The 24,535-nt window shown below is 62.4% G+C and carries 20 protein-coding genes, 1 tRNA gene and 1 riboswitch; all 21 genes read right to left on the bottom strand.

Annotated features, from left to right (window positions below; genetic code table 11):
* Positions 1–222: 222 nt before the first annotated feature.
* Complete coding sequence (gene bluB, locus ACFOFO_RS17440) at positions 223–891, bottom strand: 5,6-dimethylbenzimidazole synthase (RefSeq protein WP_390325654.1); 669 nt, start codon at positions 889–891, stop codon at positions 223–225.
* Complete coding sequence (locus ACFOFO_RS17445) at positions 888–2,390, bottom strand: cobyric acid synthase (RefSeq protein ID WP_390325657.1); 1,503 nt, start codon at positions 2,388–2,390, stop codon at positions 888–890. The genes bluB and ACFOFO_RS17445 overlap by 4 nt, the downstream gene beginning before the upstream one ends.
* Entirely contained in the window at positions 2,387–3,196 is an 810-nt protein-coding gene (locus tag ACFOFO_RS17450) for an ABC transporter substrate-binding protein (RefSeq protein WP_390325659.1), read from the bottom strand. Before ACFOFO_RS17450 ends, ACFOFO_RS17445 begins: the two co-directional genes overlap by 4 nt.
* Entirely contained in the window at positions 3,193–4,110 is a 918-nt protein-coding gene (locus ACFOFO_RS17455; RefSeq protein WP_390328163.1) for a cobalamin-binding protein, read from the bottom strand. Before ACFOFO_RS17455 ends, ACFOFO_RS17450 begins: the two co-directional genes overlap by 4 nt.
* A gap of 512 nt (positions 4,111–4,622) precedes the next feature.
* Complete coding sequence (gene cobD / locus ACFOFO_RS17460) at positions 4,623–5,633, bottom strand: threonine-phosphate decarboxylase CobD (protein WP_390325660.1); 1,011 nt, start codon at positions 5,631–5,633, stop codon at positions 4,623–4,625.
* 98 nt (positions 5,634–5,731) lie between these two features.
* Entirely contained in the window at positions 5,732–6,688 is a 957-nt protein-coding gene (gene cbiB / locus ACFOFO_RS17465) for an adenosylcobinamide-phosphate synthase CbiB (RefSeq protein WP_390325663.1), read from the bottom strand.
* Positions 6,689–6,712: 24 nt separating this feature from the next.
* Entirely contained in the window at positions 6,713–7,264 is a 552-nt protein-coding gene (cobU, locus tag ACFOFO_RS17470; protein ID WP_390325666.1) for a bifunctional adenosylcobinamide kinase/adenosylcobinamide-phosphate guanylyltransferase, read from the bottom strand.
* Positions 7,252–8,577 (bottom strand): cobyrinate a,c-diamide synthase, encoded by a 1,326-nt coding sequence (locus ACFOFO_RS17475; RefSeq protein WP_390325667.1) that lies wholly within the window; start codon positions 8,575–8,577, stop codon positions 7,252–7,254. The genes cobU and ACFOFO_RS17475 overlap by 13 nt, the downstream gene beginning before the upstream one ends.
* Before the next feature lie 32 nt (positions 8,578–8,609).
* Positions 8,610–9,245 (bottom strand): cob(I)yrinic acid a,c-diamide adenosyltransferase, encoded by a 636-nt coding sequence (gene cobO, locus ACFOFO_RS17480; RefSeq protein WP_390332167.1) that lies wholly within the window; start codon positions 9,243–9,245, stop codon positions 8,610–8,612.
* The gene (locus tag ACFOFO_RS17485; RefSeq protein WP_390325669.1) at positions 9,242–10,021 is read right to left on the bottom strand and encodes an ABC transporter ATP-binding protein; all 780 of its coding nucleotides are present in this window, start codon (positions 10,019–10,021) and stop codon (positions 9,242–9,244) included. Before ACFOFO_RS17485 ends, cobO begins: the two co-directional genes overlap by 4 nt.
* Positions 10,018–11,037 carry a FecCD family ABC transporter permease gene (locus tag ACFOFO_RS17490; RefSeq protein ID WP_390328165.1) on the bottom strand — a complete coding sequence of 340 codons (1,020 nt, stop codon included), beginning with the start codon at positions 11,035–11,037 and terminating at the stop codon, positions 10,018–10,020. Before ACFOFO_RS17490 ends, ACFOFO_RS17485 begins: the two co-directional genes overlap by 4 nt.
* Positions 11,038–11,614: 577 nt before the next feature.
* Positions 11,615–13,507, bottom strand: coding sequence for a TonB-dependent receptor domain-containing protein (locus tag ACFOFO_RS17495; RefSeq protein WP_390332169.1), 1,893 nt, complete (start codon positions 13,505–13,507; stop codon positions 11,615–11,617).
* A 131-nt stretch (positions 13,508–13,638) separates the two neighbouring features.
* Positions 13,639–13,866, bottom strand: a riboswitch (cobalamin riboswitch).
* 365 nt (positions 13,867–14,231) lie between these two features.
* Positions 14,232–14,822: an alpha-ribazole phosphatase family protein gene (gene cobC, locus ACFOFO_RS17500; protein ID WP_390325676.1), complete on the bottom strand. Its 591-nt coding sequence runs from the start codon at positions 14,820–14,822 to the stop codon at positions 14,232–14,234.
* A 13-nt stretch (positions 14,823–14,835) separates the two neighbouring features.
* On the bottom strand, positions 14,836–15,648 hold the full coding sequence (locus ACFOFO_RS17505) for an adenosylcobinamide-GDP ribazoletransferase (protein WP_390325677.1): 813 nt from the start codon (positions 15,646–15,648) through the stop codon (positions 14,836–14,838).
* Positions 15,649–15,667: 19 nt separating this feature from the next.
* A complete protein-coding gene (gene cobT / locus ACFOFO_RS17510; RefSeq protein ID WP_390332171.1) occupies positions 15,668–16,699 on the bottom strand; it encodes a nicotinate-nucleotide--dimethylbenzimidazole phosphoribosyltransferase in 1,032 nt (343 codons plus the stop codon).
* Between the two features lie 158 nt (positions 16,700–16,857).
* A tRNA-Ser gene (locus ACFOFO_RS17515) sits at positions 16,858–16,947 on the bottom strand.
* 99 nt (positions 16,948–17,046) lie between these two features.
* Positions 17,047–18,336, bottom strand: a complete 1,290-nt coding sequence (serS, locus tag ACFOFO_RS17520) for a serine--tRNA ligase (RefSeq protein ID WP_390325679.1) — start codon at positions 18,334–18,336, stop codon at positions 17,047–17,049.
* Between the two features lie 275 nt (positions 18,337–18,611).
* The gene (locus tag ACFOFO_RS17525) at positions 18,612–19,136 is read right to left on the bottom strand and encodes an REP-associated tyrosine transposase (protein ID WP_390325682.1); all 525 of its coding nucleotides are present in this window, start codon (positions 19,134–19,136) and stop codon (positions 18,612–18,614) included.
* A 76-nt stretch (positions 19,137–19,212) separates the two neighbouring features.
* Entirely contained in the window at positions 19,213–20,496 is a 1,284-nt protein-coding gene (locus ACFOFO_RS17530) for a replication-associated recombination protein A (protein ID WP_390332173.1), read from the bottom strand.
* Between the two features lie 595 nt (positions 20,497–21,091).
* Positions 21,092–21,868: an outer membrane lipoprotein chaperone LolA gene (gene lolA, locus ACFOFO_RS17535; RefSeq protein ID WP_390332175.1), complete on the bottom strand. Its 777-nt coding sequence runs from the start codon at positions 21,866–21,868 to the stop codon at positions 21,092–21,094.
* Positions 21,869–21,954: 86 nt separating this feature from the next.
* Positions 21,955–24,336, bottom strand: a complete 2,382-nt coding sequence (locus ACFOFO_RS17540) for a DNA translocase FtsK (RefSeq protein WP_390325687.1) — start codon at positions 24,334–24,336, stop codon at positions 21,955–21,957.
* Between the last annotated feature and the right edge of the window lie 199 nt (positions 24,337–24,535).

Below are 24,535 nucleotides of genomic sequence, written 5' to 3' on the forward strand. Positions count from 1 at the left end.
AGACATACTCCCGACGTGCGTGGATGAATCAAGAGAAAATAGGAAGCTAGTCGCCAACTTCGTGGTCCGTGCATGAATCACGGCGGTCCTGCCGATCCGGACTTGGTTCCCATCGAAAAATTCGCCGTCAAAAATGATAAAAAGACGGGGTATATATCCAATTACAACATTTTATAAGCGGGAATGATGGCAATGACCGGCAGTATATATACCAACCCGGGCTCAGGTGACGGGATCGGCCGGCCCGACATTGCCCCAGCTGTTTTCATAAATCAGCTCCTGCAACGCGCGGCGCTGATCCCAGCCTTCGGTCTCCAGCATCGGCGCCGGGTAAAACGCCTCGACCTGACCGACGCACAACAGCGCGAAAGGCTGGCTGCCTTCCGGCATCTGGCATAGCTCGCGCAGATGCGCCGGATCGAACATCGAGACCCAGCCGACACCGATTCCTTCGGCGCGCGCCGCCAGCCAGAAGTTCTGGATCGCGCACGAGGCCGATGCCATGTCCATCTCAGGCATGGTGCGGCGGCCGAACACGTATTTTTCGCGATGATCGACCAGCGCCACGATCAGCAACTCGGCGCAGGCCAGAATGCCTTCGACCTTCAGTCGCATGAATTCATCACCGCGCTGCCCTAGCGCCGCGGCGGTGGCTGCCCGCTCCTGCTGCACGTGCTGATACAGCGCCTGGCGCAACAGCGGATCGAGGATCCGAATGAAGCGCCACGGCTGCATGTAGCCGACGCTCGGCGCGTGGTGGGCTGCGGCGATGAAGCGTGCCAGTTGTGCGGGCTCGATGGCGCCGGGCACGAAATGTCGCATGTCGCGTCGTTCGCGGATCGCCCGATACACGGCGTCGATTTCGGCGTCCGAAAATTGATGTGAATTCATCGCGCACACTCCCATTGTGGCAAGGATGTAATGGCATCCAGCAGGCCGGCGCTGGCATCGGCGATCCGGTCCAGGCTGGCCTCGCGCAGTTGCGCCAGATCGACCCTATTATCGGTCCGTAACCCGGCCCACGCCAGCAGCGCGGCGCAGGCGTCGGGTGTATCGAACATGCCGTGCAGATAGCTGCCGAGGATCTGGTCGTCGGCCGAACGCGCACCTTCCGGCCGCGCGTGGATGCCATCGGCGATGTGAAAGGCCGGACGCGCCAGCGCGGCGCCATGCGAGCTGCCCATATGGATTTCGTAGCCGCTGACGGTGGCAACTGTTGCACCCGTTGCGGCGTCCGCAAAAGCGCAATGGCCGTTCACTTGCGCCAACCGCTTGGCCTGGGTCAGCGTGGTATCGATCTCGAGCAGGCCGAGCGCAGTCGTCACGCCAGGCGCGCCTTCGACCCCGTGCGGGTCGGCCACCGTGTGCCCCAGCATCTGGTAACCACCGCAGATCCCGATCAGCTTGCCGCCATAGCGCAGATGCTTGCGCAACGCATCCTGCCAGCCTTGCGACTTGAGCCAGTCGAGGTCGGCGCGGGTGTTTTTGCTGCCGGGCAGGATGATCAGATCGGCCTGCGGCATCGGCTGCCCCGGCCCCACGAATTGCAGATCGACGTCGGGATGGGCGCGCAACGCGTCGAAGTCGGTATGGTTGCTGATGCGCGGCAGCACCGGCACCGCGATCCGGAATTTTCCGCCGACGCTCTGCCCGGTCTGGATCGCGTCTTCTGCATCCAGATGCAGGCCGTGCAGATACGGCAGCACCGCCAGCACCGGCTTGCCGGTCTGCTGCTCGAGCCAGTCCAGCCCCGGTTGCAACAGGCTGATGTCGCCACGGAAGCGATTGATCACGAAGCCGACGATGCGCGCCCGCTCGCTATCGGACAGGCAGGCCAGCGTGCCGACGAAATGCGCGAATACGCCGCCGCGGTCGATGTCGGCCACCAGGATCACCGGGCAATCGACCGCTTCGGCAAAACCCATGTTGGCGATGTCGCGGTCGCGCAGGTTGATTTCGGCCGGGCTGCCGGCGCCTTCGACGATGACCGTCTCGTAGCCCGCCAGCAGGCGTTGATGCGACGCCAGCACCGCCGCCATCGCCACCGTCTTGTATTGATGGTAATCGCGTGCGTTCATGTCGGCGCGCACTCTGCCGTGGATGATCACTTGTGCGCCGGTGTCGCTCGACGGCTTCAGCAGCACCGGGTTCATGTCGGTATGCGGCGCCAGACCTGCCGCCTGCGCCTGCAGCGCCTGCGCGCGGCCGATCTCGCCGCCGTCGTTGGTCACCGCGCTGTTCAGCGCCATGTTCTGCGGCTTGAACGGCACCACCCGCACACCCTGCCGATGCAGCAAGCGGCACAATGCGGCGACCACGGTGCTCTTGCCGGCGTCCGACGTTGTGCCCTGCACCATCAGGGTACGGTACGGAAACGGCTTGCCGCTCATGGGGTAATCCCAACGACACGTTGCTGCCACTGCGCGACGATCGCGCTGATTTGCGCCAGGCCCTCGGTGATGGCCGACGGGCCGGGCGACAGGATGTCGGGCGATTTGATTTCGAACAGCATGTTGTTTTGCAAGGCCGGAATCGCGTCCCAGCCGGGGCGATTGCGCACGGAATCGGGCTGGAATTTCTTGCCGCACCAGGAGCCGATGATGATGTCGGGTGCGCGCCGCACCACCTCTTGCGGATCGGCGATGATGCGCTGTTTTGCGCTCTGGTGGATCGACAGTTCGGGAAACGCGTCGGTGCCGCCGGCCAGCGTAATCATTTCGGCGGCCCAGCCGATCCCGCTCATCAAGGGCTCGTTCCATTCCTCGAAATAGATCACCGGCCGCCGTTGCCATTGCGCGGCGCGCTGGCGCACCGCATCGATGTGCGCCTGCAGTTCCGACACCAGCTGTTCACCGGACGGCTGCCGATCGACCAGCGCCGCCAGTACCCGCACCATGCGCAGGATGCCGGCCACGTCGCGCTGGTTGAACAGATGCACCTCGATGCCGGCAAGCGCGAGGTCGCGGCAAATGTCGGCCTGCAGGTTGCAGAAACCAATCGCCAGATCGGGCTCGACCGCCAGGATGCGTTCCAGCTTCGACGAAGAAAAGCCACTGATCTTCGGCTTCTCCGTGCGCGCCCGAGGTGGCCGCACCGTAAAGCCGGAAATGCCGGCGATGCAGTCTTCGGCGCCGAGCGCGTACAGGGTTTCCACCGATTCGGTCGACAGGCAGGCGATGCGGCGGTAGTGGCTCATGGCTGCACCTTGCCCGGTCCGGCCGGATGCGCGCTTCGGTGCTGGCGCGCCAGTTCCAGTTTCTCGCACAGCGCCGCAGTGCCTTCAACCATGCGCGGGCCGGAGCGGCTGAGCAGGTCGCCGTCGAGCGAGAACAGATTGCCGTTGCGCACCGCCTGCATCGTCGGATACGCCTTCCACAGGCTGACGCCGCCACCGTTCTGGTTGCGCTGATCGCCGCTGAGGATGGCTTCCGGATTTTCCTGCAGCACCGCTTCCACCGTGACATTGGGCGCAATCACGGTCATGTTGGCGAAGATGTTCTCGCCGCCGCACAGGCGGATCGCGTCGCTGACGATGTGCTTGCCGTTGAGCGTGTACAGCGGCTTGTCCCAGACCTGGTACATCATTCGCACCGGCGAGCGGTTGCCGTATCTCGCCTTCAGGGCGGCAAGTTTGGCGCGTTGCTCATCTGCCGCTTGCTGCGCCACTTTTTCGGTACCCAGCAATTTGCCGATGCGTTCGATGTTGTCGGCAATGTCGCCCAGCTTGTGCGGCTCGCTCTGGAACAGCGGGATGTTCAGCTTGCGCAGCATCTCGATCTGACGGTCCGCATTGCCGTGCATCCAGACCACGATCAAATCGGGCTTCAGCGCCAGCACGCGCTCCATGTCGACCTGACGATTGTCGCCAACCAGCGGAATCTTCTTCGCCGCGGGCGGAAAATCGCTGTAGCTGACGGTGCCGACGATGCGATCGCCGCCGCCGGCCGCGAACACCAGTTCAGTCACATGCGGCGCCAGCGTCAGCACGCGCTGCGCTGGTTTCGCTAAGGTGATCGTTTTGCCGGCGTCGTCCTGGACGGTGATGGCGGCCAGTGCGTGGCAGCTGAATAGCGCGAGCAAGTAGCCTAATTTATTGATGTTGTACTTCATTGTGTTGCTCATGTTTTTATTCCTGAAATGTGAAACACGAAATCGGTCGGCAATCGCACTGAACCGTAAAACTGTCGTCCAGCCCTTCGAAAGGCTCAGGACAAGCTGGCCTTGGGCCGCGCTGGGAGCCATTGGCTTCGATGCCCCCGATACGGCTGCTTGCACGATGACCTGATAGAAATGACTATCAGTCGGATATCAATTGGCTGCGTCAGTTCGTCACGAACGCCACTGGGTTCCTGCGTGCGCAGGAACGACGTCTATATTTAAATTCACGATTTATCACTTTCTTCAATTCAAAACATGTAAAACACCTGAGCGATCGGCAATTGCCTCTGACGACAAAACTGTCGTCCCAGCGAACGCTGGGACCCAGTGGCGTTCGATGCGCCCCGATACGGCTGCTTGCACGATGATCTGAAAAAATTGGCTATTAACAGGTTTTTAATTGGCTGCATAAGTTAGCCACCAAAGACGCTGGGTTCCTGCGTTCGCAGGAACGACGTTAATGTTTAAATTTGTGATTGAACATTTTCCCAATCCAATAACGCCCGCTCCAGCCGCAGCCAACCCGCCTCATCCGGCGGCAAACCCAAGCGTATCCCGTTCGCCGCCTCGCGAAACAAACGGACCCAGATCCCGCGCTGCGCCATGTGTTCCCAAAACGCCTCGGCCTGCGGCTCGGGCCACCACTGATACAGCTCGCTACCGGAAGCAATGATTCCATACTCCGCCAACAAGCGCTGCAGGCGCGCCCCCGATGCCCGCAGCGTTGCACGCATCGCGTGCTGCCATGCGCGATCCTCCAATGCGGCGCGACCGATCTGCTGCGCCGGCCCGCTGACCGCCCACGGCCCGAGCATGTCGGCCAGCGACTGCAGCAAAGCCGGGGCGGCTGCAACAAATCCCAGCCGCAATCCCGCCAGCCCGAAAAATTTCCCGACCGAGCGCAGCACGATCAAGCCGGCACTATCGCTCCATCGCGCCACGCTGTGTTCCGGCCGCATATCGCCGAACGCTTCATCCACCACCAGCCAACCGCCGCGCGCCGCCAGCAGTTCGGCCCAGGTGCGCAACCGACCGGCCTCGATCGTGGCGCCAGTCGGATTGTTCGGATTGCAGACCACCATCACGTCGGCCTCGCCGATCGCAGCATCCAGCCCGGCATACGGAACCTGCCGCATGCGGTGCCCATGCTGCGCCCAATGGTGGCCATGCTCGGCGTACGAAGGCGCCGCGACTACCACGCGCGAACCCGGATGCAGCGATGCCCGCAAGCGCGGCAAAGCCTGTATCGCCGCCTGGGTACCGGCTACCGGCAACATCAACGGTGCTTGGTAGTACGCTGCGGCGGCCAGTGCCAGCGCCGGATCAGTCTCCGGCAAGCGGTGCCAGACCTCCGCCGCCAGTTGCGGCACCGGATAGCCGTGCGGATTGATGCCGGTCGACAGGTCGAGCCAGTCTTCCAGCGGCCGGCCGAAGCGGGCGGCAGCCTCGCGCAAATTGCCACCGTGTTCAAGCATGGATTGGGCTTTCTGTGATGGACATTGTTCGCTACCTGAATGATTGTTTCATCGCCACTCAAATAAGTATATGAAAGTGCGCATGTAACAACGAGCCTTCACCAGAATCTTCTACTTAGATAGCCGGCCGCGCCCAATAGAATAAATACGCCTGTCCAGCAAAACGCCGTCAGCACGACCAGCCGCCAGGCACGATCGATGTCGGCTGCGCGCGCGTTGCGGCCTGCACCGAGCGGCGGCCGATATTCGACCTCGCCGTCATACACTGCCGCGCCACCGAGCGCCAGACCAAGCGCACCGGCGCCGCTGGCCATCACGGGACCGGCGTTGGGGCTGGGCCAGGCTGGCGCCTGCGTACGCCAGCAGCGCCAGGCGCGACGTTTGTCGTCCAGCGTCGCCGCCAATGCGACGTAGGACAAGGCGGTCAGGCGCGCCGGCAGCCAGTTCAGCACATCGTCGATGCGTGCGGCTACGCAGCCGAATGCGCTAAAACGCTCATTGCGGTAGCCCCACATCGCGTCGAGCGTATTGGCCAGACGGAACAGCAATGCGCCGGGACCGCCGCCGATCGCGAACCAGAACAAGGTGCCAAATACCGCATCGTTGCCGTTCTCCAGCAGCGATTCTGCGGCGGCTTTGGCCAGATCGGTTTCCTGCGCGGTGGCAGTATCGCGACTGACGATGCGCGCGGTCAGCTGGCGCGCCAGCGCCAGATCGCCGCAGTCCAGCGCCTGCGCAATCGGCTGCGTGTGCTCGCGCAGGCTGCGCAGGCCGATGCAGAAATACAGCAGGATCGCGTGCAGCAGCAATCCGGCGCTACCGATGCGTGTGAGCCACACCGCCAGCAGCGTGAACGGGATTACCGCCAGCGCCCATGCCAGTGCGCCGCGCCAGAATCTGGCCGAACCGGCATTCAAAGATCGTTCGATCGCATCGGCATAGCGACCGAAACCGACCAGCGGATGCCAGCGCCGTGCTTCGCCCAGCAGCGCATCGAGCGCGATGCCGGCCAGCGCCAGCAACGCCAGCATCGGCCAGCCGAGCCCGCTCAGCACGGCTCTCCCTTCACCGCTCGCCCTTCACCGTTCACCCTTTAACATCAGCGGCAAACCGGCGGCGATCAAGGTCACATTTTCGCAAGTGGCCGCGACGGCCTGGTTCAGCCGCCCCGCTTCATCGGCATACCAGCGCGACACCGCGCCGAGTGGCACCACGCCCATCCCGACTTCGTTCGATACCAGCAGCAGATCGCCACTGACCTGCTGCAGCGACTGTAAGAAGCGTGCGCGCTGTTTCTGAAAACAGGCCGGTGGCGTAATGCGGCCGATCTCGGGGAAATCCTGCGCTTCGGCAAACAGCAGATTCGACAGCCATAGCGTCAGGCAGTCGACCAGCAGCACCCGCGCCGGCGCGCTCCATTCTGCGATCGCGTCGCCCAGCGCCAACGGCTGTTCCACCGTATGCCAATGGGCCGGGCGCTGCTGCCGATGCAGCGCGATGCGCTGCGCCATTTCCGCATCGCCCGCCTGCGCGGTGGCGATGTAAATCACTTCCTTGCCGGACGCCGCCGCCAGTTGTTCGGCGTAAGCGCTCTTGCCGGAGCGTGAACCGCCGAGGATCAGGGTGCGCATGGTGCCGCCTCCCACGGCAGACCGAGGAACAAAGCCGCCACCGCCGTCGGGCAGGACGGGAAATACGCATGAAAATACGATGCGCTCAACGTGCCGACGCGGTACACCGCCTCGCCGGCGGCGCCGGATGGATGCTTGATGGTGTGCGCGACCGGCGTCGCATCGGTGTCGAAGCGCGAATAATGAAAGGTATGGCCGCGCAATTGCCCATGTGCGGTCGCCACGCCCTGCGAGCCGAGCCCGGCCAGCCGGGCCTGCATCTGCACCTGCCCCGGCAGCAAGCCGACCATCGGCGACGCGGTCCCGGATTGATCGACCAGGGTCTCGGCCAGCACCATCATGCCGCCGCATTCGGCAAAGATCGCCTTGCTCGCGGCATGAAAACCACGCACCGATTGCTGCCAGTTGGCGGCTTGCGCCAGCGTGGCGGCGTGCAGTTCCGGATAACCGCCCGGCAGATACAGCGCGTCGGCGTCAAGCGGCACCGGCTGATCGGCCAACGGTGAAAAGAAGCACAGGTCCGCGCCCAGTTCGCGCAGGCAGTCCAGATTGGCCGGATACAGGAACGCAAACGCCGCATCGCGCGCGATCGCGATGGTCTTTCCGGCCAGTGCCGCAGCCGGCGGCTGCTGTACCACCGGCGCCGGCAAGGTGGTCGGCGCCAGACGCTGCCATGCGGCTTCATCGAGTTGCAGCTGCTCGGCCAGCTGATCGAGCAACTGCTCCAGTTCAGTGACCTCAGCCGGCAGCACCAGTCCCAGATGGCGCTCCGGCAGCGATTTTTCCTGCCGTTGCAGACTTCCCAGTAAGGGAACGTCGCGCAGCGCATCGGCGACCATGCCGGCGTGGCCAGCGCTGCCGACGCGGTTGGCGATCACGCCGGCAAGATCGACCGGACCGTAGTCGCGCAATCCCAGCACCAGCGCGCCGGTGGTTTGCGCCATCGCCGCCGCATCGATCACGGCCAGCACCGGCACGCCGAACGCGCGCGCCAGATCGGCCGACGACGGATTGCCGTCATACAGGCCCATCACGCCTTCGATCAGGATCACATCGGACTCAAGCGCCGCCTGCGCCAGCAACTGGCGGCAGGCGTCGAGCCCGACGATCCACAGGTCGAGCGAATGCACCGGAGCACCGCTGGCGCGTTCCAGCAACATCGGGTCGATGAAATCGGGGCCGGTCTTGAACACGCGCACGCGCTTGCCCTGGTGCTGGAGTTTGCGCGCCAGTGCTGCGGTGACCGTGGTCTTGCCCTGGCCGGAGGCCACGGCGGAGACTAGTACCACCGTCGCTTGCACCGTTTGCGTCATGGTTGGAATCCCATCGTCAGCCCCGGCAGCGGTCACCATTCGACCCCGGCCTGCGCGGCGATGCCATCCTTGAACGCATGCTTGATTACCTGCATCTCGGTCACCGTATCGGCGATCTCGATCAGATCGGGCAATGCGCCGCGGCCGGTGATCACGACGTGCTGCATTTCCGGCCTGGCCTGCAGATCGGCAATCACTTTTTGCACGTCGAGATAGTGGTACTTCAAGGCGATATTGAGCTCATCAAACACCACCAGCCCGATGGTCGGATCGGACAGGAATTGCCTGCCCTTTGCCCACGCGGCCTCGGCCTTTTCAATGTCGCGCTCGCGGTTTTGGGTTTCCCAGGTGTAGCCCTCGCCCATCGCATGGAAGCTGACTTCATCGGGGAAGCGGCGCAGGAACTGTTCTTCGCCGGTCGACATCGCGCCCTTGATGAATTGCACGATGCCGACCTTCATGCCATGCCCCATCGCGCGGATCGCCATGCCGAAACCGCTGGAGCTCTTGCCCTTGCCGTTGCCGGTATTGATGACGATCACGCCGGTGACGCGCTGCGCGTCCTTGATCTTGGCATCGACCACCTCCTTCTTGCGCGCCATCCGCACCCGGTGCCGGTCGTTGATGTCCTGGTCGGAATTGGTCGTGCCCTTGATGTCGTCGTTCATTGCTGTTCCTCACCGGGTATGAAAATAATGCGTTGGCCGTGCTGCACGGTTTCGATCGGATGGCCGAGGCAGCGGCTCAGGATCGGCGCCTGCATCACGTCCGCCACCGGCCCGGCCTGCCAGTGAGCATCGCCCATCAGCAGCAAGGCATGACTGGCGACACCATGCGCCAGGTTCAGATCGTGGCCGACCATCACCGCAGTCTTGCCTTGTTCGCGGCACAGGCGCGCCAGCAACTGCATCACGCTGACCTGATGCGCCAGATCGAGCGCGTTGGCCGGCTCGTCGAGCAATAGCAAGGGCGTGTCCTGCGCCAGCACGGCGGCAATCGCGACGCGCTGGCGCTCGCCGCCGGACAAGGTCCGCACGTCGCGCTCAGCCAGATCGGCGACATCCATCGCCTGCAGTGCCGCATACGCAGCCTGCAGATCGGCATCCGACTCCCAGTAACGCGCATCGTGATATGGATGGCGCGCGCTCAGCACGGTTTCGATCACGCGGTAACCAAAGGCATCGCTGCGCCCCTGCGCCAGGAAGGCGCGTTCGCGCGCCAGCGCTTGCAACGGCCAGTCATGCAATGGCTTGCCGCCGATCTCAATGCCACCGGCGTCGGGCTGGCGCAAGCCAGCCAGTGTGCGCAGCAAGGTGCTCTTGCCGGCGCCGTTGCGGCCGATCACGCACCAGCATTGACCGGGCTCGACCTGCCATTCGAGGCCGGTCAGCAACAGCCGCGCGCCGACGCGCAACTGCAAATCCCGGGTGCGCAGTATCGTCATTTTTTATGAATATGATGCAGCTGGAGCAGGAACACCGGCACCCCGATCAATGCCGTGATCACGCCCACCGGCAATTGCTGCGGCGCCAGCACGGTGCGCGCCAGCGTATCGGCCAGCACCAGAAAAGTGGCGCCGATCAGCGTGGCCGCCGGCAGCAGCAGGCGATGGTCGGGGCCGAGCGCAAAACGGCAGGCATGCGGCACGATCAGGCCGACAAAGCCGATGCTGCCGGCGCTGCTCACCGCGCTGGCCGTCAGCAAGGCAGCGCAGAAAAACAGGCCCTGACGCAGCGCGCTGACGCGAATACCGAGCGTGGCTGCGGCCTCCGCATGCAGCGCCAGCAGGTTGACCGAGCGCGCGACGCGCGTTACAAACAGCAACGCGGCGACCAGTACCAGCCACGGCAGCCAGCGATTTTGCGTGCCGGACAGGTCGCCGATCAGCCAGAACACCATGCCGCGCAGCCGACTGTCTGGCGCGATCGACAGCATCAGCGTCACCAGTGCGCCACAGCCGGACGCGACGATCACGCCGGTCAATAGCAGCAGGGAGGCATTGCCGTCACTGCCGGCGCTACCGCGCAAGTCGCGTCGTGCCAGGCCATACAACAGCAGCGCCACCGCGATCGCACCGCCGAATGCGGCCAGGTCCACCAGCCAGCTGGCGGCCATCAGCAGCATCGCGGCCAGCGCGCCGACTGCGGCACCGCCGGAGACGCCCAGCACGTATGGGTCGGCCAACGGATTGCGCAGCAGGGCCTGCATCATTACGCCGGCCAAGGCCAGCGTGGCGCCGGTGACGAAGGCCGACAAGGCGCGTCCCAGCCGCAGCTCCAGCAGGCTGGCGGCCAGGGTGGTGGCGCTGCCGTGCACCAGCTCGCCCATGGCCGAGAACAACTCCGGCAGCGACAACGCGACCGAGCCGACGGCGCAGGCAAACACTACAGACGCGACGGCGAACAGGCACAGCGCACCCAAAATTATGATGGCACGCTGGCGACTTCTCGACTGCGGCATGTCATTGCGGGTCTGCACCATGGTCTCGGCGAGCGTCTGGCTTCTAGAAATGGATTGTGTCAATTCGGATTGCATCAATTCGGGTAATCGTATCGTTTGGCGTTTGCCGAAATACAAATACTCCTAAGCAGTATAGTGAACAACCCTAATGTTTTCATGCGGAATAGCGCAGCTTAACTCAGGAGTATTTCTTGAATCCAATTCGGCGGCGCCGACCAGGGCGATTGCATGAAGATCGTTGCAGGTTGAGGCTTTTCGCCCCTTCACCCTTGCAGGGGGAAGGTTGGGATGGGGGTAGGACGGTCGATCGGCAACATGCATCATTCATCGACCGCACTACCCCCACTTCCAGGAGTATCCGCTTGCATGCGGATACCGCTCCGCAGGCAGGAGGCACGCCTCCTGAATTCCCTGCGCAGCCCTAACCCCCTGCAAGGGGGAGGGAACGCAACCCGGCAGCACCAATGTTCATGCGGTTCTTCGTGCGATTACCCTGGGCACCGGCCCTATTACTTGACACATCGTACAAAATATACGATGCCGACCGGCGCCGCCCTACACGCAAGTTTAGCTGCGATCAATAGCCATAACGCACACCGACGAACAGGTTGGAGCCGGCCGTCGCGTAGTTTTTCGCCAACTCATAATCCTTGTTCAGCGCATTATTCCAGCGCCCGAACACCGACCAGTTCTGCGCTAGGTCATAACTGCTATACAGGTTCAGCAAGGCGTAACCCGGGAGCGGCTTCTTGTTGGCGAAATCGTCAAAGCGCGTGCTTGCAAATACCGTCTCGACCCCGGCCTTGAGCGCGCCGGCGGCGTATTCAAGCGCCACGCTGCCATGACGCTTGGCCCGGCGCGCCAGGGTCTTGTCGGTGGTCGTGTCGCGCGGATTTTGCAGATCGAGCGCACCGCGCAGGTTGAAACTGCCGACGCGGGTCGAGGCACCCAGCGAAATCCCCTCCAGCAAGGCCTTGTCGACGTTAAAGGCGCAACCGAAAGGATGGGTCGCCTGTTCCACCGGGCAAGTTGCGGTATTGACCAGCAGATCGTTGATCTGATTGTGATAGTAGACCGCGCTCAGATGCGATGCACCGGCTTCGTAGTAAATGCCGGCCTCGGCGTTCCTGCCCTGCTCCGGCTTGTTCGATGTCACGCCAAAGCCTGGGAAATACAGCTCGTTGAAGCTCGGGGCCCGGAAGCTGGTGCCGTAGCTGGCGTTGACGCGCAGCGCGCTGCTGATATGGTAGCCGTAGGCCAGGCTGCCGGTGGTATGGGTGCCGAATTGCGCACTGTTGTCGCTGCGCACGCTGACGCTGGCCAGATGCGCGTCGCGTTTGAGCTGGTAGGCTGCCGCGACCGAATTGGTATTGCGCTTGCCGTCCACGGAGCCGTCATCGGTGTCGACTTTTTCTTCGCGTCGCTCGGCGACCAGCTGCAGCAGATCGCTGCCGAGGTTGATGTCGTTTTGCCAGCCGAACTGGCGTTGCCGGGTGCGAATCATGCTCTTGCCAAAGGACGCATCGGTGTCGGTCTGGTCGATACCGTAGGCCAATTGCAATTTGCTATGCCAGTTAGGCAGCAGCTGATTGTTGGAGTACAGCGAGTAGTTTTCGATCTTTTCCACATTGCGGTCGTCGAACCCGAGTCCGGCATCGAATTGTGCATTCAAACGGCTCTGCAGCAAGGTCAGGCCGATCTCATGCCCCTTCGCCAGGTCCACGCTGAACTGTCCACTGACGCTATCCTTGTCGTAACCGTCCTTGTCCGGGTTAAAGCTGAACGTGCCGGCGGCCGGCTTGGTTGCGGAGAAGCCGTCGGCCTGCTCATGCGCGGCGCTGATCGCATAGTGGAAATTGCGCTCGCCATCGATCGCGCTGCCACCGGACACGCCGGCTTCAACATTGCGCGTGCCGTAGCTGCCGACGCCGGCGCTCACGCTCGGATGGAAGCCGGTCGCGCCTTTCTTGGTGAAAATCTGGATCACGCCGCCCATCGCGCTGGAACCGTACAGGCTGCTCAGCGGACCGTAGACGATCTCGACGTGGTCGATCTGCGACAGCGGAATCGCTTCCCAGGTAGCCGCACCGGTGGTGGACGAGCCGACTCGCACGCCGTCGACCAGCACGATGCTTTGCGCATTCGCTGCGCCGCGCACGAATACCGATGAGACGTTGCCTGGCCCGCCAGTGCGGGAGATTTCGATGCCGCGTTTTTGCTGCAACAGGTCGACGATGGAAGTGAAGCCGGACTGCGCGATCTCTTCCGGGCCGATCACGACGTTATCGGCCAATACGTCCTTGGCCGCGACTGGTGTGCGACTGGCGGTGACGAGGACCCGTGCGACCTGATCCTGAGTGGAGGTGGTGGTTTGTGCGGAAGCAGTAACGGAAAATGCGGCGGCGACGGCAAACGAGATTGCCAGCGGCTTGAGCGCCTGTATGGCGTGCCGGGAAACAACTGAAGTCATGATGGATTTTCAAAGAATAAGCAACCGGTCCGCTTCCCCGCAGGCCGGGTTGAACAGAAGCACCAGCACCATGACTAGCCAGGCAAACGACCACGCGGACGCGATTCGACATTTGCACGGATGGCACGGCGGCACCTCCACCTATTCTGGCCGGTATCCGGGCTAACAAGCGAAACCGTCTCACCTTCCCATGCAAAGCACAGTGGTGTTGAAACCGGTCCGTCGCCGAAGCGACGCTTGCTTACCGTTGCGGGGGCAGCACACGATGAGTGGTCGAAGCTTGCATCGATCGACCGCGTGTTTCCCGTTTAACTACAGACATGGACATGTCCGTGAGCACCAAAACCTGTCTATTCTACGAGGTAAGGCCGTTGGCGGCAAGCCGGGCAATCTGCTCACGCAGAGCGATTACATGAAGATCGTTGCAGGCGGAGGCTTCTCGCCCCTTCCCCCTTGCAGGGGGAAGGTTGGGATGGGGGTAGGATGGTCGATCGGCAACATGCATCATTCATCGACCGCACTACCCCCACTTGCAGTGCGCATATCCGCTTGCAGGCGGATACCGCTATGCAGGCAGGAGGCATGCCTCCTGAATTCCCTGCTCCGCCCCTAACCCTCCCCCTGCAAGCATGTCCTGAGCTTGTCGAAGGAGGGGAGGGAACGCAACCCGGCAGCACCAATGTTCATGCGATTCTTCGTGCGATTGCCCTGACTGCTCACCGCGTCACCACTCCAGCGTCAGGATCTCGCCATACGCGATCTGGTGCGGCGTGCGGGCGGCAGCGAGCGCGGCGGCTTTGAGCGCGTTGACGGCAATGCTCTGGTCCGACTGGCTGGTCGAACTGCGCACTGCGATCAGCGCAAGCAACAAGCGTATCGTGCCAGCGTGGCATACCACGATCGCGCCATCCGGCGCCGCCTGCGACAACTCGTCCAGAAACGAGGCGACCCGCGATGCGACCTGCAGCACGCTCTCGCCGCCGCCCGGCTGGTAGTCGGTCAAATCGCTGGCCCAGGCATCGATCTCGGCGCGTGCAATGTGCTGCCACGCGCGCATTTCCCAATGACCGAAATCCATCTCCGCCAGCCGCGCATCGTACCTGACCGCCACCTGCAGCGATGTGGCCAGGCGCTCGGCCAGCATGGCGCAACGCCTCAGGGGACTGGAAAGCAATGGCAGGTCGGCAGGCAGGCGGGCCGCGAGCTCGTGCGCGGTGCGCGCGAGTTCTGCGGTCGCAACGGCGACATCGCTGCGACCGTAACAGATTCCGTTCGCGATGTCCGGGCGTGGATGGCGGATCAGGAACAGACGCATGGTCGCAACCGGATCAGCGCGTCAGATGACCGATGGCGGCCAGCGCACCCAGATAGAACGCCAGCTCCGAGAACTGCTGCACGGCGCCCAGGCAGTCGCCGGTATAGCCGCCGATGCAGCGTACGAAAACGCGCGCCAGCCATAGCGCCGCCAGCACGGCCAACGCGCTGCCCGATGCCAACATTCGCCAATCGATCGCGCCGCACAGCATCAGTGCGGCCATGACAACAACAGCGGAAAATAGCGCGATGCTGAATTCAACACCAGTCATGTGCTGCGCCAGCGGTTTGGCCTTGCCGTCGGCCTTGACATAGTCCAGCCGCCAGACCAGGCCAACTGCCAACAGACGCGATAACGGATGCGCCGCCAGCAGCAGCGCAGCCACCCGCGTCGATGGAATCGCGGTTAGCGTCACGCACTTCAGCCCCAGCAGCAGCGCAATGCCGATCGCGCCATAGGCGCCGACCCGCGAATCCTGCATGATTTCCAACACCCGCGCCGGCGTCATGCCGCCGCCGAAGCCGTCGCAGACATCGGCAAAACCGTCTTCGTGAAATGCGCCGGTCAGGTAGATGCTGGCAATCGTGGACAACAGCACGGCCACCGCGGGCGGCCAGAATTGCAGCGCCAGCGTGTACACGGCCGCGGTGATTGTGCCGACCACCAGTCCGACCGCCGGAAAATAGCGCGCCGCATGCTGCAGCCAGCCGGCATCGAAACCGACCCAGCGCGGGATCGGCAGGCGTGTAAAAAATTGCAGCGCGATGAAAAACAGCCGCAGCTGATGCAGGCCGCTTGTTATCAGACCGACTGGCGCTGGGTTCATGGCGACGATTCGCGTTGGGTCAGTTCTTTTCGCTGACCTGTGCCGACTCGAAAGTCGCCATCTGGCTCAGGAAGTTGACTGCAGCATGCAATAGCGGCAGCGCCAGCGCGCAGCCGGTGCCCTCGCCCAGCCGCAAGCCCAGTTGCAGCAAAGGCTTGGCATCGAGCGCGGCCAGCATCTGGCGGTGCCCTTGCTCGTTCGAGCAGTGCGAAAACACGCAGTAATCGAGGATCGCCGGTTGCAGGCGCGCCGCCACCAGCAGCGCGCTGGTGACGATAAAACCGTCGATCAGCAACACCATGCGGCGCTCGGCCGCGGCCAGCATCGCGCCGACCATCATCGCGATCTCGTAGCCGCCGAAGGTGGCCAGCACATCCAGCGGCGACGCTGCATTGGCGTGGTGCGCGACCGCGCGCTCGATCACCGCCTGCTTGTGCATTACGCCGGCCGCGTCCAGTCCGGTGCCGGCGCCGACGCAGCTCGCTACCGGAATGCCGGTCAGCTGGTGCATGATGGCGGCGGCGGATGTCGTATTGCCGATGCCCATTTCACCGAAGCCGAGCACGTTGCCAGCCGTCGCGCGCGCCAAGGCGATGCCGTGCTCCAGCGCAGTCCCGCATTGCTCCGCACTCATCGCCGGCTGCTGCGCAAAATTGTGCGTGCCGGGGCCGATCTTGCAGTCGATCAGACCGTCGCGCACGCCAAAATCGTGATTGACGCCGGCATCGACGATCTGCAGCGCCATGCCGTTCTGGCGCGCAAACACATTGATCGCCGCGCCCTGCGCCAGAAAATTCTCGACCATCTGCCAGGTCACGCTCTGCGGATAGGCCGACACGTTTTCGGCGACGATGCCATGGTCGCCAGCGAACACGATCAGCGCCGGCGCGTGCAATTGCGGCTGCACGGTCTGCTGAATCAGACCGAGTCTTGCGGCCAGCGACTCCAGTTCGCCGAGACTGCCCAGCGGCTTGGTCTTGTTGTTGATCGCGGCGTACAGCTTGGCGGCCAAATCGGGATTGGCTATAGAGGCGATCTGCGGGAGTGGCATGGTCGTGTGCATGGCTGCTTGGCGAACAGGGAAAGGTTTACTTGAACCGGAGCTGGATTATCGCCGGCAACCAATACAAACGGCAAATACGCGACCAACAAAAAAGCCCCGCAACTCGCGTTGCGGGGCTTTTTCATATCGGCCAAGGCCGAACTTACTGGCGGAGAGGGTGGGATTCGAACCCACGGTACCCGTATGAGTACGCCTGATTTCGAGTCAGGTACATTCGACCACTCTGCCACCTCTCCTGATTCGGTCGACTTGCGGCATGGTTCTGCCGCAAAGCGTGAAATTATAGCAGAGTAAATTCCGATGTGGAACCTCTATTTGTTTCCCGCGTCACGGCATTAGGCCACCAGGCGCGCCAGCCCACCCATATATGGCTGCAGCACCGCCGGAATCTCGACGCTGCCATCGGCCTGCTGGTAATTTTCCAACACCGCGACCAGCGTGCGCCCCACCGCCAGGCCCGAGCCATTGAGCGTGTGCAGCAGTTCCGGCTTGCCTTGCGCATTGCGGAAACGGGCCTGCATGCGGCGCGCCTGGAACGCCTCCATGTTCGAGATCGACGAGATTTCGCGATAGGTATTCTGCGCCGGCAGCCACACTTCCAGATCGTAGGTCTTGGCCGCGCCAAAACCCATGTCGCCGGTACACAAGCTCAGCACGCGATACGGCAGGCCGAGTTTTTGCAGGATCACCTCGGCATGGCCGACCATCTGCTCCAGCGCTGCGTACGACTGTTCAGGATGAACGATCTGCACCATTTCCACCTTGTCGAACTGGTGCTGGCGAATCATGCCGCGCGTGTCGCGGCCATAGCTGCCGGCTTCCGAACGGAAGCACGGCGTGTGCGCGGTCAGCTTGATCGGCAGCGCGTCGAGCGCGACGATCTGATCGCGCACGGTATTGGTCAGCGTTACTTCCGACGTCGGGATCAGATAAAAGGTCTCGCCCTCGCCTTCGGTGCCGCCTTTTCTCACCGAGAACAGATCGGCCTCGAACTTCGGCAACTGGCCGGTGCCGCGCATCGAGTCGGCATTGACCATGTACGGCGTATAGCACTCGGTATAAGCATGCTCGTCGGTGTGCGTGTCCAGCATGAACTGCGCCAATGCACGATGCAGGCGCGCGATGCCGCCTTTCATCAGCGAGAAGCGCGATCCGGTCAGCTTGGCCGCCATGTCGAAATCGAGCCCGAGCGCGGCGCCAACATCGACGTGGTCCTTGACCGCGAAATCGAAGCTGCGCGGCGTGCCGACCGTGCGCACCTCGACATTGGCCGCTTCATTCACGCCGACCGGCGCCGATTCATGCGGCAGATTCGGAATCGCAAGCATGAAGTCGCTGATCCTTGTCTGCAGCGCGGCCAATGCGTGCTCGTCCGCCTTCAACTCGTCGCCCAGCCCAGCCACCTCGACCATCACCGCGCTGGTGTCCTCGCCCTTGCCCTTGAGCATGCCGATCTGCTTGGACAACGCATTGCGCTTGCCCTGCAGCTCTTCGGTACGGGTCTGGATCTGCTTGCGTTCGGCTTCGAGCGCGTTGAAGGTCGCCACATCGAGCTGGAACTGGCGCGTCGCGAGGCGGGCGGCGACGCTGTCGATGTCTTTGCGGAGGAGTTGGATGTCGATCATGGGGTTATATGTTGGAGATGGGGTTATCTGGTCGCGTATTGTATCAAGGGCGGACGCGCGGCAATAAGTACGCCCGGTTATTGCATGTGATCGGTCATGCTGTGCGCCGCCACTCACATAATGAATGCACCCTCATCTGTGAGCCCGGTGGGTTCCTGCGCTTATACCGAATATTTATCCGATATAAAGCTCAAAACGGTATATCCGTCAATGCGGTAGGATGGGTGAAACCCATCGCCTTTCCCGATTAAAGATGGGTTGCACCCATCCTACGATCAATCATCTCCGTCGATACTTGCATCCGTTCCGCCCCAATCGGGCAGATAGACTCCGCGCTCTACATACGCATGAAATGTGGAATGCGGCCAATCGACTACCCTGCCCGCATGACCATGTTTGACCGGATTGAAGTGAATGTAGTCGCAATGCACTTGCATATCGTGCTCGTCGCGCAGGGTGTGCTCCCAGAAGCGGCGTTGCCAGATGCCGCGTTCGCCTTTTTGTGCTCGGCTTTGCGATAGATCTTCGTCTTTCGGCAAGGCCCGCGAAAACGCGCTTTTGATTCTGCGCCAGCGGTTCGAGTAGTCGCAATCGCCCTCCGGCAAACGCCAGATCGCGTGCAGATGATCGGGCAGAATGACCAGGGCGAGCACCGAAAACGGATGTTGTTGCTTTTCGACGTGAATGGCCTGTTTCAAGGTGTCGGCGTGTCTTACCAACAGATCGCTCTGTCGGTCGGCGATGGCAAGTGTGAAGAAATAACTGCCGCCGGGGACGAGATTGCGCCGATATGAGGTCATATTTTGTTTGATGACGGTGGATGATGGGTTGCACCCATCCTACGTGTCTGTCTTCAATCGTCTCAATCTGGAAAATTCATTTCAACGCGTCCTCATCCAGCGCCCGCAAATGCGCCAGCTTCTCCGCAATCCTGATCTCCAGCCCGCGTGGCACCGGTTGGTACCAATGCTGATCCGGCAGTCCGTCCGGCAAATAGGTTTCGCCGGCCGCGTAGGCTTCCGGTTCGTCGTGCGCGTAGCGGTACAGCTTGCCGTAGCCGAGCTCCTTCATCAGCTTGGTCGGCGCGTTGCGCAGATGCTCCGGCACCGGGCGCGATTTGTCCTTGGCGACGAAGGCGCGCACGGCGTTGTAGGCGTTGTAGACGGCGTTCGATTTGGCGGCGCAGGCCAGGTAGACGACCGCTTCGGCCAGCGCCAGTTCGCCTTCCGGCGAGCCGAGACGTTCGTAGACTTCGGTCGCGTCGAGCGCAAGGCGCAGCGCGCGCGGGTCGGCCAGGCCGATGTCTTCGCTGGCCATGCGGATGATGCGGCGCGCCAGATAGCGCGGGTCGGCGCCGCCGTCCAGCATGCGCACCAGCCAGTACAGCGCGGCATCGGGGTTGGAGCCGCGCACCGACTTGTGCAGCGCCGAGATCTGGTCGTAGAAGGTGTCGCCGCCCTTGTCGAAGCGACGCAGCGCGTCGCCCAGGCATTCGGTCAGCAGCGCAGCATCGACTTCAGTCTGCGCTTTGGCGGCAGCGGCGCGGGCGACGATTTCCAGATTATTGAGCAGCTTGCGGCCGTCGCCGTCCGCGCTGGCGATCACGGTGGCCTGTGCCTCGAGCGTAAAGCGCAGGCCGTCCAGTGCAGTGGTGCAGGCGCGCTCCAACAATTGCCCGAGATCGTCCTCGGTCAGCGATTTCAGTACATACACCGCCGCGCGCGACAGCAGCGCGCCATTGACTTCGAACGACGGGTTCTCGGTGGTGGCGCCGATGAAGGTGAACAGGCCGCTCTCGACATGCGGCAGAAACGCGTCCTGCTGGCTCTTGTTGAAACGGTGCACTTCATCGACGAACAGGATGGTGCGGCGGCCCGAATTGGCGCGGATCACTTGCGCCCGTTCGACCGCCTCGCGGATGTCCTTGACGCCGGACAGCACGGCCGAGAGCGCAATGAATTCGGCGTTGAAACTGTCGGCCATCAGGCGCGCCAGCGTGGTCTTGCCGACGCCGGGCGGGCCCCACAGAATCATCGAATGCGGCTGGCCAGACTCGAACGCGACGCGCAGCGGTTTGCCGGGGCCGAGCAGATGCTGCTGGCCGATCACATCGTCAAAGGTTTGCGGGCGCAGGCGTTCGGCTAGGGGGGTGGAGGTCATTGTGTGGGCGAGATGGCGGCGGCCTTCTGGCTGCCGTTAAAGAATGCGTTGAATTGGTTGATCCGATTTCTCGGATTTTCGGCGATATTGTGACCGATTTTTCATGAAATCATGCCAGGATATACTGGCAGGCGTATTTTTTAAGGGCCAATGATTCCTTAGGGTATAAGGACATTTTTAGACATACTCCCGGAAAATTCACCTCACAAGACTACATACACGCCATTTAGCGTCGTCCCAGCGAACGCTGGGACCCAGTGTCTTTCGTCGCATCCATTGGTCATTTATTCCACGCGACAAAAGTCTCCTCGGTGCACAATGTACGCCGCCGGATCCCAGCGTTCGCTGGGATGACGGTATTTTCAGGTATTGGGGGCAGATGAAAGGCTGTTGAATGGCTACCTTGTTATCGAACGCACTACCCCCTCCTTCCAGGAGTATCCGCTTGCACGCGGATACCGCTACGCAGGCAGGAGGCATGCCTCCTGAATTCCCTGCTCCGCCCCTAACTCCCTGCAAGGGGGAGGGAACCGGCCGCGGCATACTCAACCGTTGCGAAGTTTGACCGTAATCGGGCTGCGATGTGCCCACCGCGTCATTGCCGGAAAACATCGGCGCCCTTCGGCACCACGAACTTGAACTGGTCGGCGCTGACCGTCGGATTTTTTTCAAACTTACTGAAGGTGAGGACCGACACCTGGCCGAACGAGTCGCGCAGCTCCATCGCTTGCGGTACGCCGTTGCGCAGGCCGATGCCGATCTGTTCGAAGTTGGAATCCTTGGATTTGGGGGTGGCTTCCATCCATTCGAGGCCATCCTTGACCGCGCCCTCCTTCAGCGTGAAATTCTTTTCCAGGTCGTTGCTGCCGAACAGGATCGCGGCCGGTGACGAGCCGAGCGCGTTGCCGAGTTTCCTGGTGGTGACCTGATTCAGGTCCTTGTCGTAGATGTAGAGCTGATCGCCGTCGGCCTGCAGCAATTGCTCGTAAGGCTTCTGGTAGGTCCAGATGAATTTGCCGGGACGCGCGAACAGGAAGGTGCCGCTCGCTGATTTTGAAATCTTGGCGCTGCCGTCCATCATCTTGACCTGGCGCTGGGTGAATTCGCCCTTGGCGGACTTAGTGGTGGCGACGAAGGTCTTGAATTGGTCTAGGGCTGACGCGCTGGCGACGGCAGGTAGCGCGATGGCGGCGGCTAATAAGAGTTTGCCGAACGACACTGGGTTCCAGCGTGGCCGCAGGCCGGCTTGCCCTGAGCTTGACGAAGGGCTGGAACGACGGGATTGAGTACCGATGGGTTTCAATGATGAGTCACCGGTTTGCGTGGTACCGCTTACTATCTCAGCATGGTGATGACGGTCATTTTTTGGCATTCGTTTTCCAATCTCTATGTAGGATGGGTGCAACCCATCACCAACGTCCGCAATGATGGGTTGCACCCATCCTACGGCTCGATTTTTCATTCGGCATTATTCGCATTCGCCGGCACCAGAATCTCGCGGTTGCCGTTCGATTGCATGGTCGATACCACGCCACTCTGTTCCATTTGCTCCAGCAGGCGCGCCGCGCGGTTGTAGCCGATGCGCAGGTGGCGCTGCACCAGCGAGATCGAGGCCCGGCGATTCTTCAACACAATTCCCACCGCCTGGTCGTATAACGCGTCAGCCTCGCCGCCGGCTGACCCTTCGGCGGCCGGCATGCCGTCGGCACCGTCTTCCAGCACGCCGCCTTCGAGTATGCCGTCGATGTAATTCGGCTCTCCTTGTGCCCTCAAATGATCCACCACGCGATGCACCTCCTCGTCCGAGACAAAGGCGCCGTGTACGCGCGACGGCAGGCCGGTGCCGGGCGGCATGTACAGCATGTCACCCATGCCGAGCAGGGCTTCCGCACCCATCTGGTCGAGGATCGTGCGCGAGTCGATCTTGCTCGATACCTGGAACGCGATCCGGGTCGGGATGTTGGCCTTGATCAGACCGGTGATGACGTCGACCGACGGGCGCTGCGTCGCCAGAATCAGATGCAGGCCGGCGGCGCGCGCTTTTTGCGCAATGCGGGCGATCAGCTCTTCGACCTTCTTGCCGACCACCATCATCAGGTCGGCCAGCTCGTCGATGATGATGACGATGGTCGGCAGTTTCTCGAGCGGCTCGGGAGAATCTGGCGTCAGGCTGAATGGATTCGGGATATGCTCCTCGCGCTTGGCGGCCTCGGCGATCTTGGTATTGTAGCCGGCCAGATTACGCACGCCGAGCTTGGACATCAGCTTGTAGCGGCGCTCCATCTCGTTGACCGCCCAGTTCAGCGCATGGCCGGCCTGGCGCATGTCGGTCACTACCGGCGCCAGCAGGTGCGGGATGCCTTCGTAGATCGACAACTCCAGCATCTTCGGGTCGATCAGGATCAGGCGCACGTCGTTCGGGTCGGACTTGTACAACAGCGACAGGATGGTGGCGTTGATGCCGACCGATTTACCCGAGCCGGTGGTACCGGCCACCAGCAAATGCGGCATCTTTGCCAGATCGGCCACCACCGGATTGCCTCCGATGTCCTTGCCCAATGCAATCGTCAGGCTGGAGCTGCTGTCGTGGTACACCTTGGAGCCGAGGATCTCGGTCAGGCGCACGATCTGGCGCTTCGGATTAGGCAGCTCGAGGCCCATGTAATTCTTGCCGGGGATCACTTCCACCACGCGGATCGAGGTCAGCGACAGCGAGCGCGCCAAGTCGCGCGCCAGGTTGACGATCTGGCTGCCCTTGACGCCGGTCGCCGGTTCGATCTCGTAGCGGGTAATGACCGGCCCCGGATAGGCGGCGACGACCTTGGCGACGACACCGAAGTCGGACAGTTTTTTCTCGATCAGGCGGCTGGTGTATTCGAGTGTCTCGGGACTGACCGTTTCCTGCGCCGGCGGTGCGTCGTCCAGCAACGACAGCGGCGGCAGGTTGGTGTCGGGCAAGTCGGTAAACAGCGCGACCTGCCGCTCCTTCTCGATCCGTTCAGATTTGGGCACGGCGATGATCTGCGGCTCGATGCGAACTGGCGGCGCTTCGACGATCTTGCTGCGCTCCTGCACCAGCACGACTTCGCGCTGCACCGCCGCGACATGGCCGACCTTGCGATCCTGGCGCGCCGCGTAAAAATTGCGCGCCGCCGCGATCGCCCGCTCTATACCGCCGCCAATACGCTCCGCCACGGACAGCCATGACACATGGAAATACAGGCTGAACCCGAGTCCGAACAGCAACAACAGCAACAAGGTCCCGCCGGTGAAGCCGAGCGCGTTATTCGCCGCGCCGCCGATCAGTTCGCCCAGCACGCCGCCCGGGGCGCGCGGCAGTTGCACCTTCAAGGAATACAACCGTACAAATTCCAGGCCCATGCTGCCGGCGAACAACAGCGCAAAACCAACGCCGCGGATCAGGCCTTCGTGATGATGCTCAGGTTCGGACTCCGTTTGCAGCAGGAATCTTTGCGACAGCGCCCGATAACTGGTCCAGACCGAGCGCAGCAACAGGACGCACCACCACCATGCCGAAAAACCGAAGATGAACAGCAGCAAGTCCGACAGCCAGGCGCCGACGCGGCCGCCCCAGTTACCCAGCTTGGGCACGACATTGGCATGCGACCAGCCGGGATCGGCCTTGGTATAACTGAGCAGGATCAGGATCAGGTACAGCGCCAGCGCGGTCAGCACGAACCAGCGCGCTTCAGACAACAAGCGCAACAGCCGATTCGGCAGCGGTGCGCGCTCGGCCACCTGGGATTTGCGGCGATAGGCTTGGGTCTGGGCTGGCGACGATGGCGGGGTCTGTGCAGAGGCTGGGCTAGGTTTGATCATAAGTCCTGGCGCAATGCGCCGTTGTGTTGCTAGGAGTCTGTCCGCCTTACGGAATCGAAGCGAAAACACGCTGAACGAGGACAGATTTTGCCGGGTTTGCAGCGTCAATAGCGAGCTATTGACCAAGAAACCGGTGACACTGTACCGTTCAGAGAGTTTTGGCAGCCGATTCCCGGGGGCGCCGAGCCGTAAGTCGGAC

The organism is Pseudundibacterium arcticum (assembly GCF_042646465.1).
Classification (GTDB): Bacteria; Pseudomonadota; Gammaproteobacteria; order Burkholderiales; family Burkholderiaceae_D; genus Undibacterium_A; species Undibacterium_A arcticum.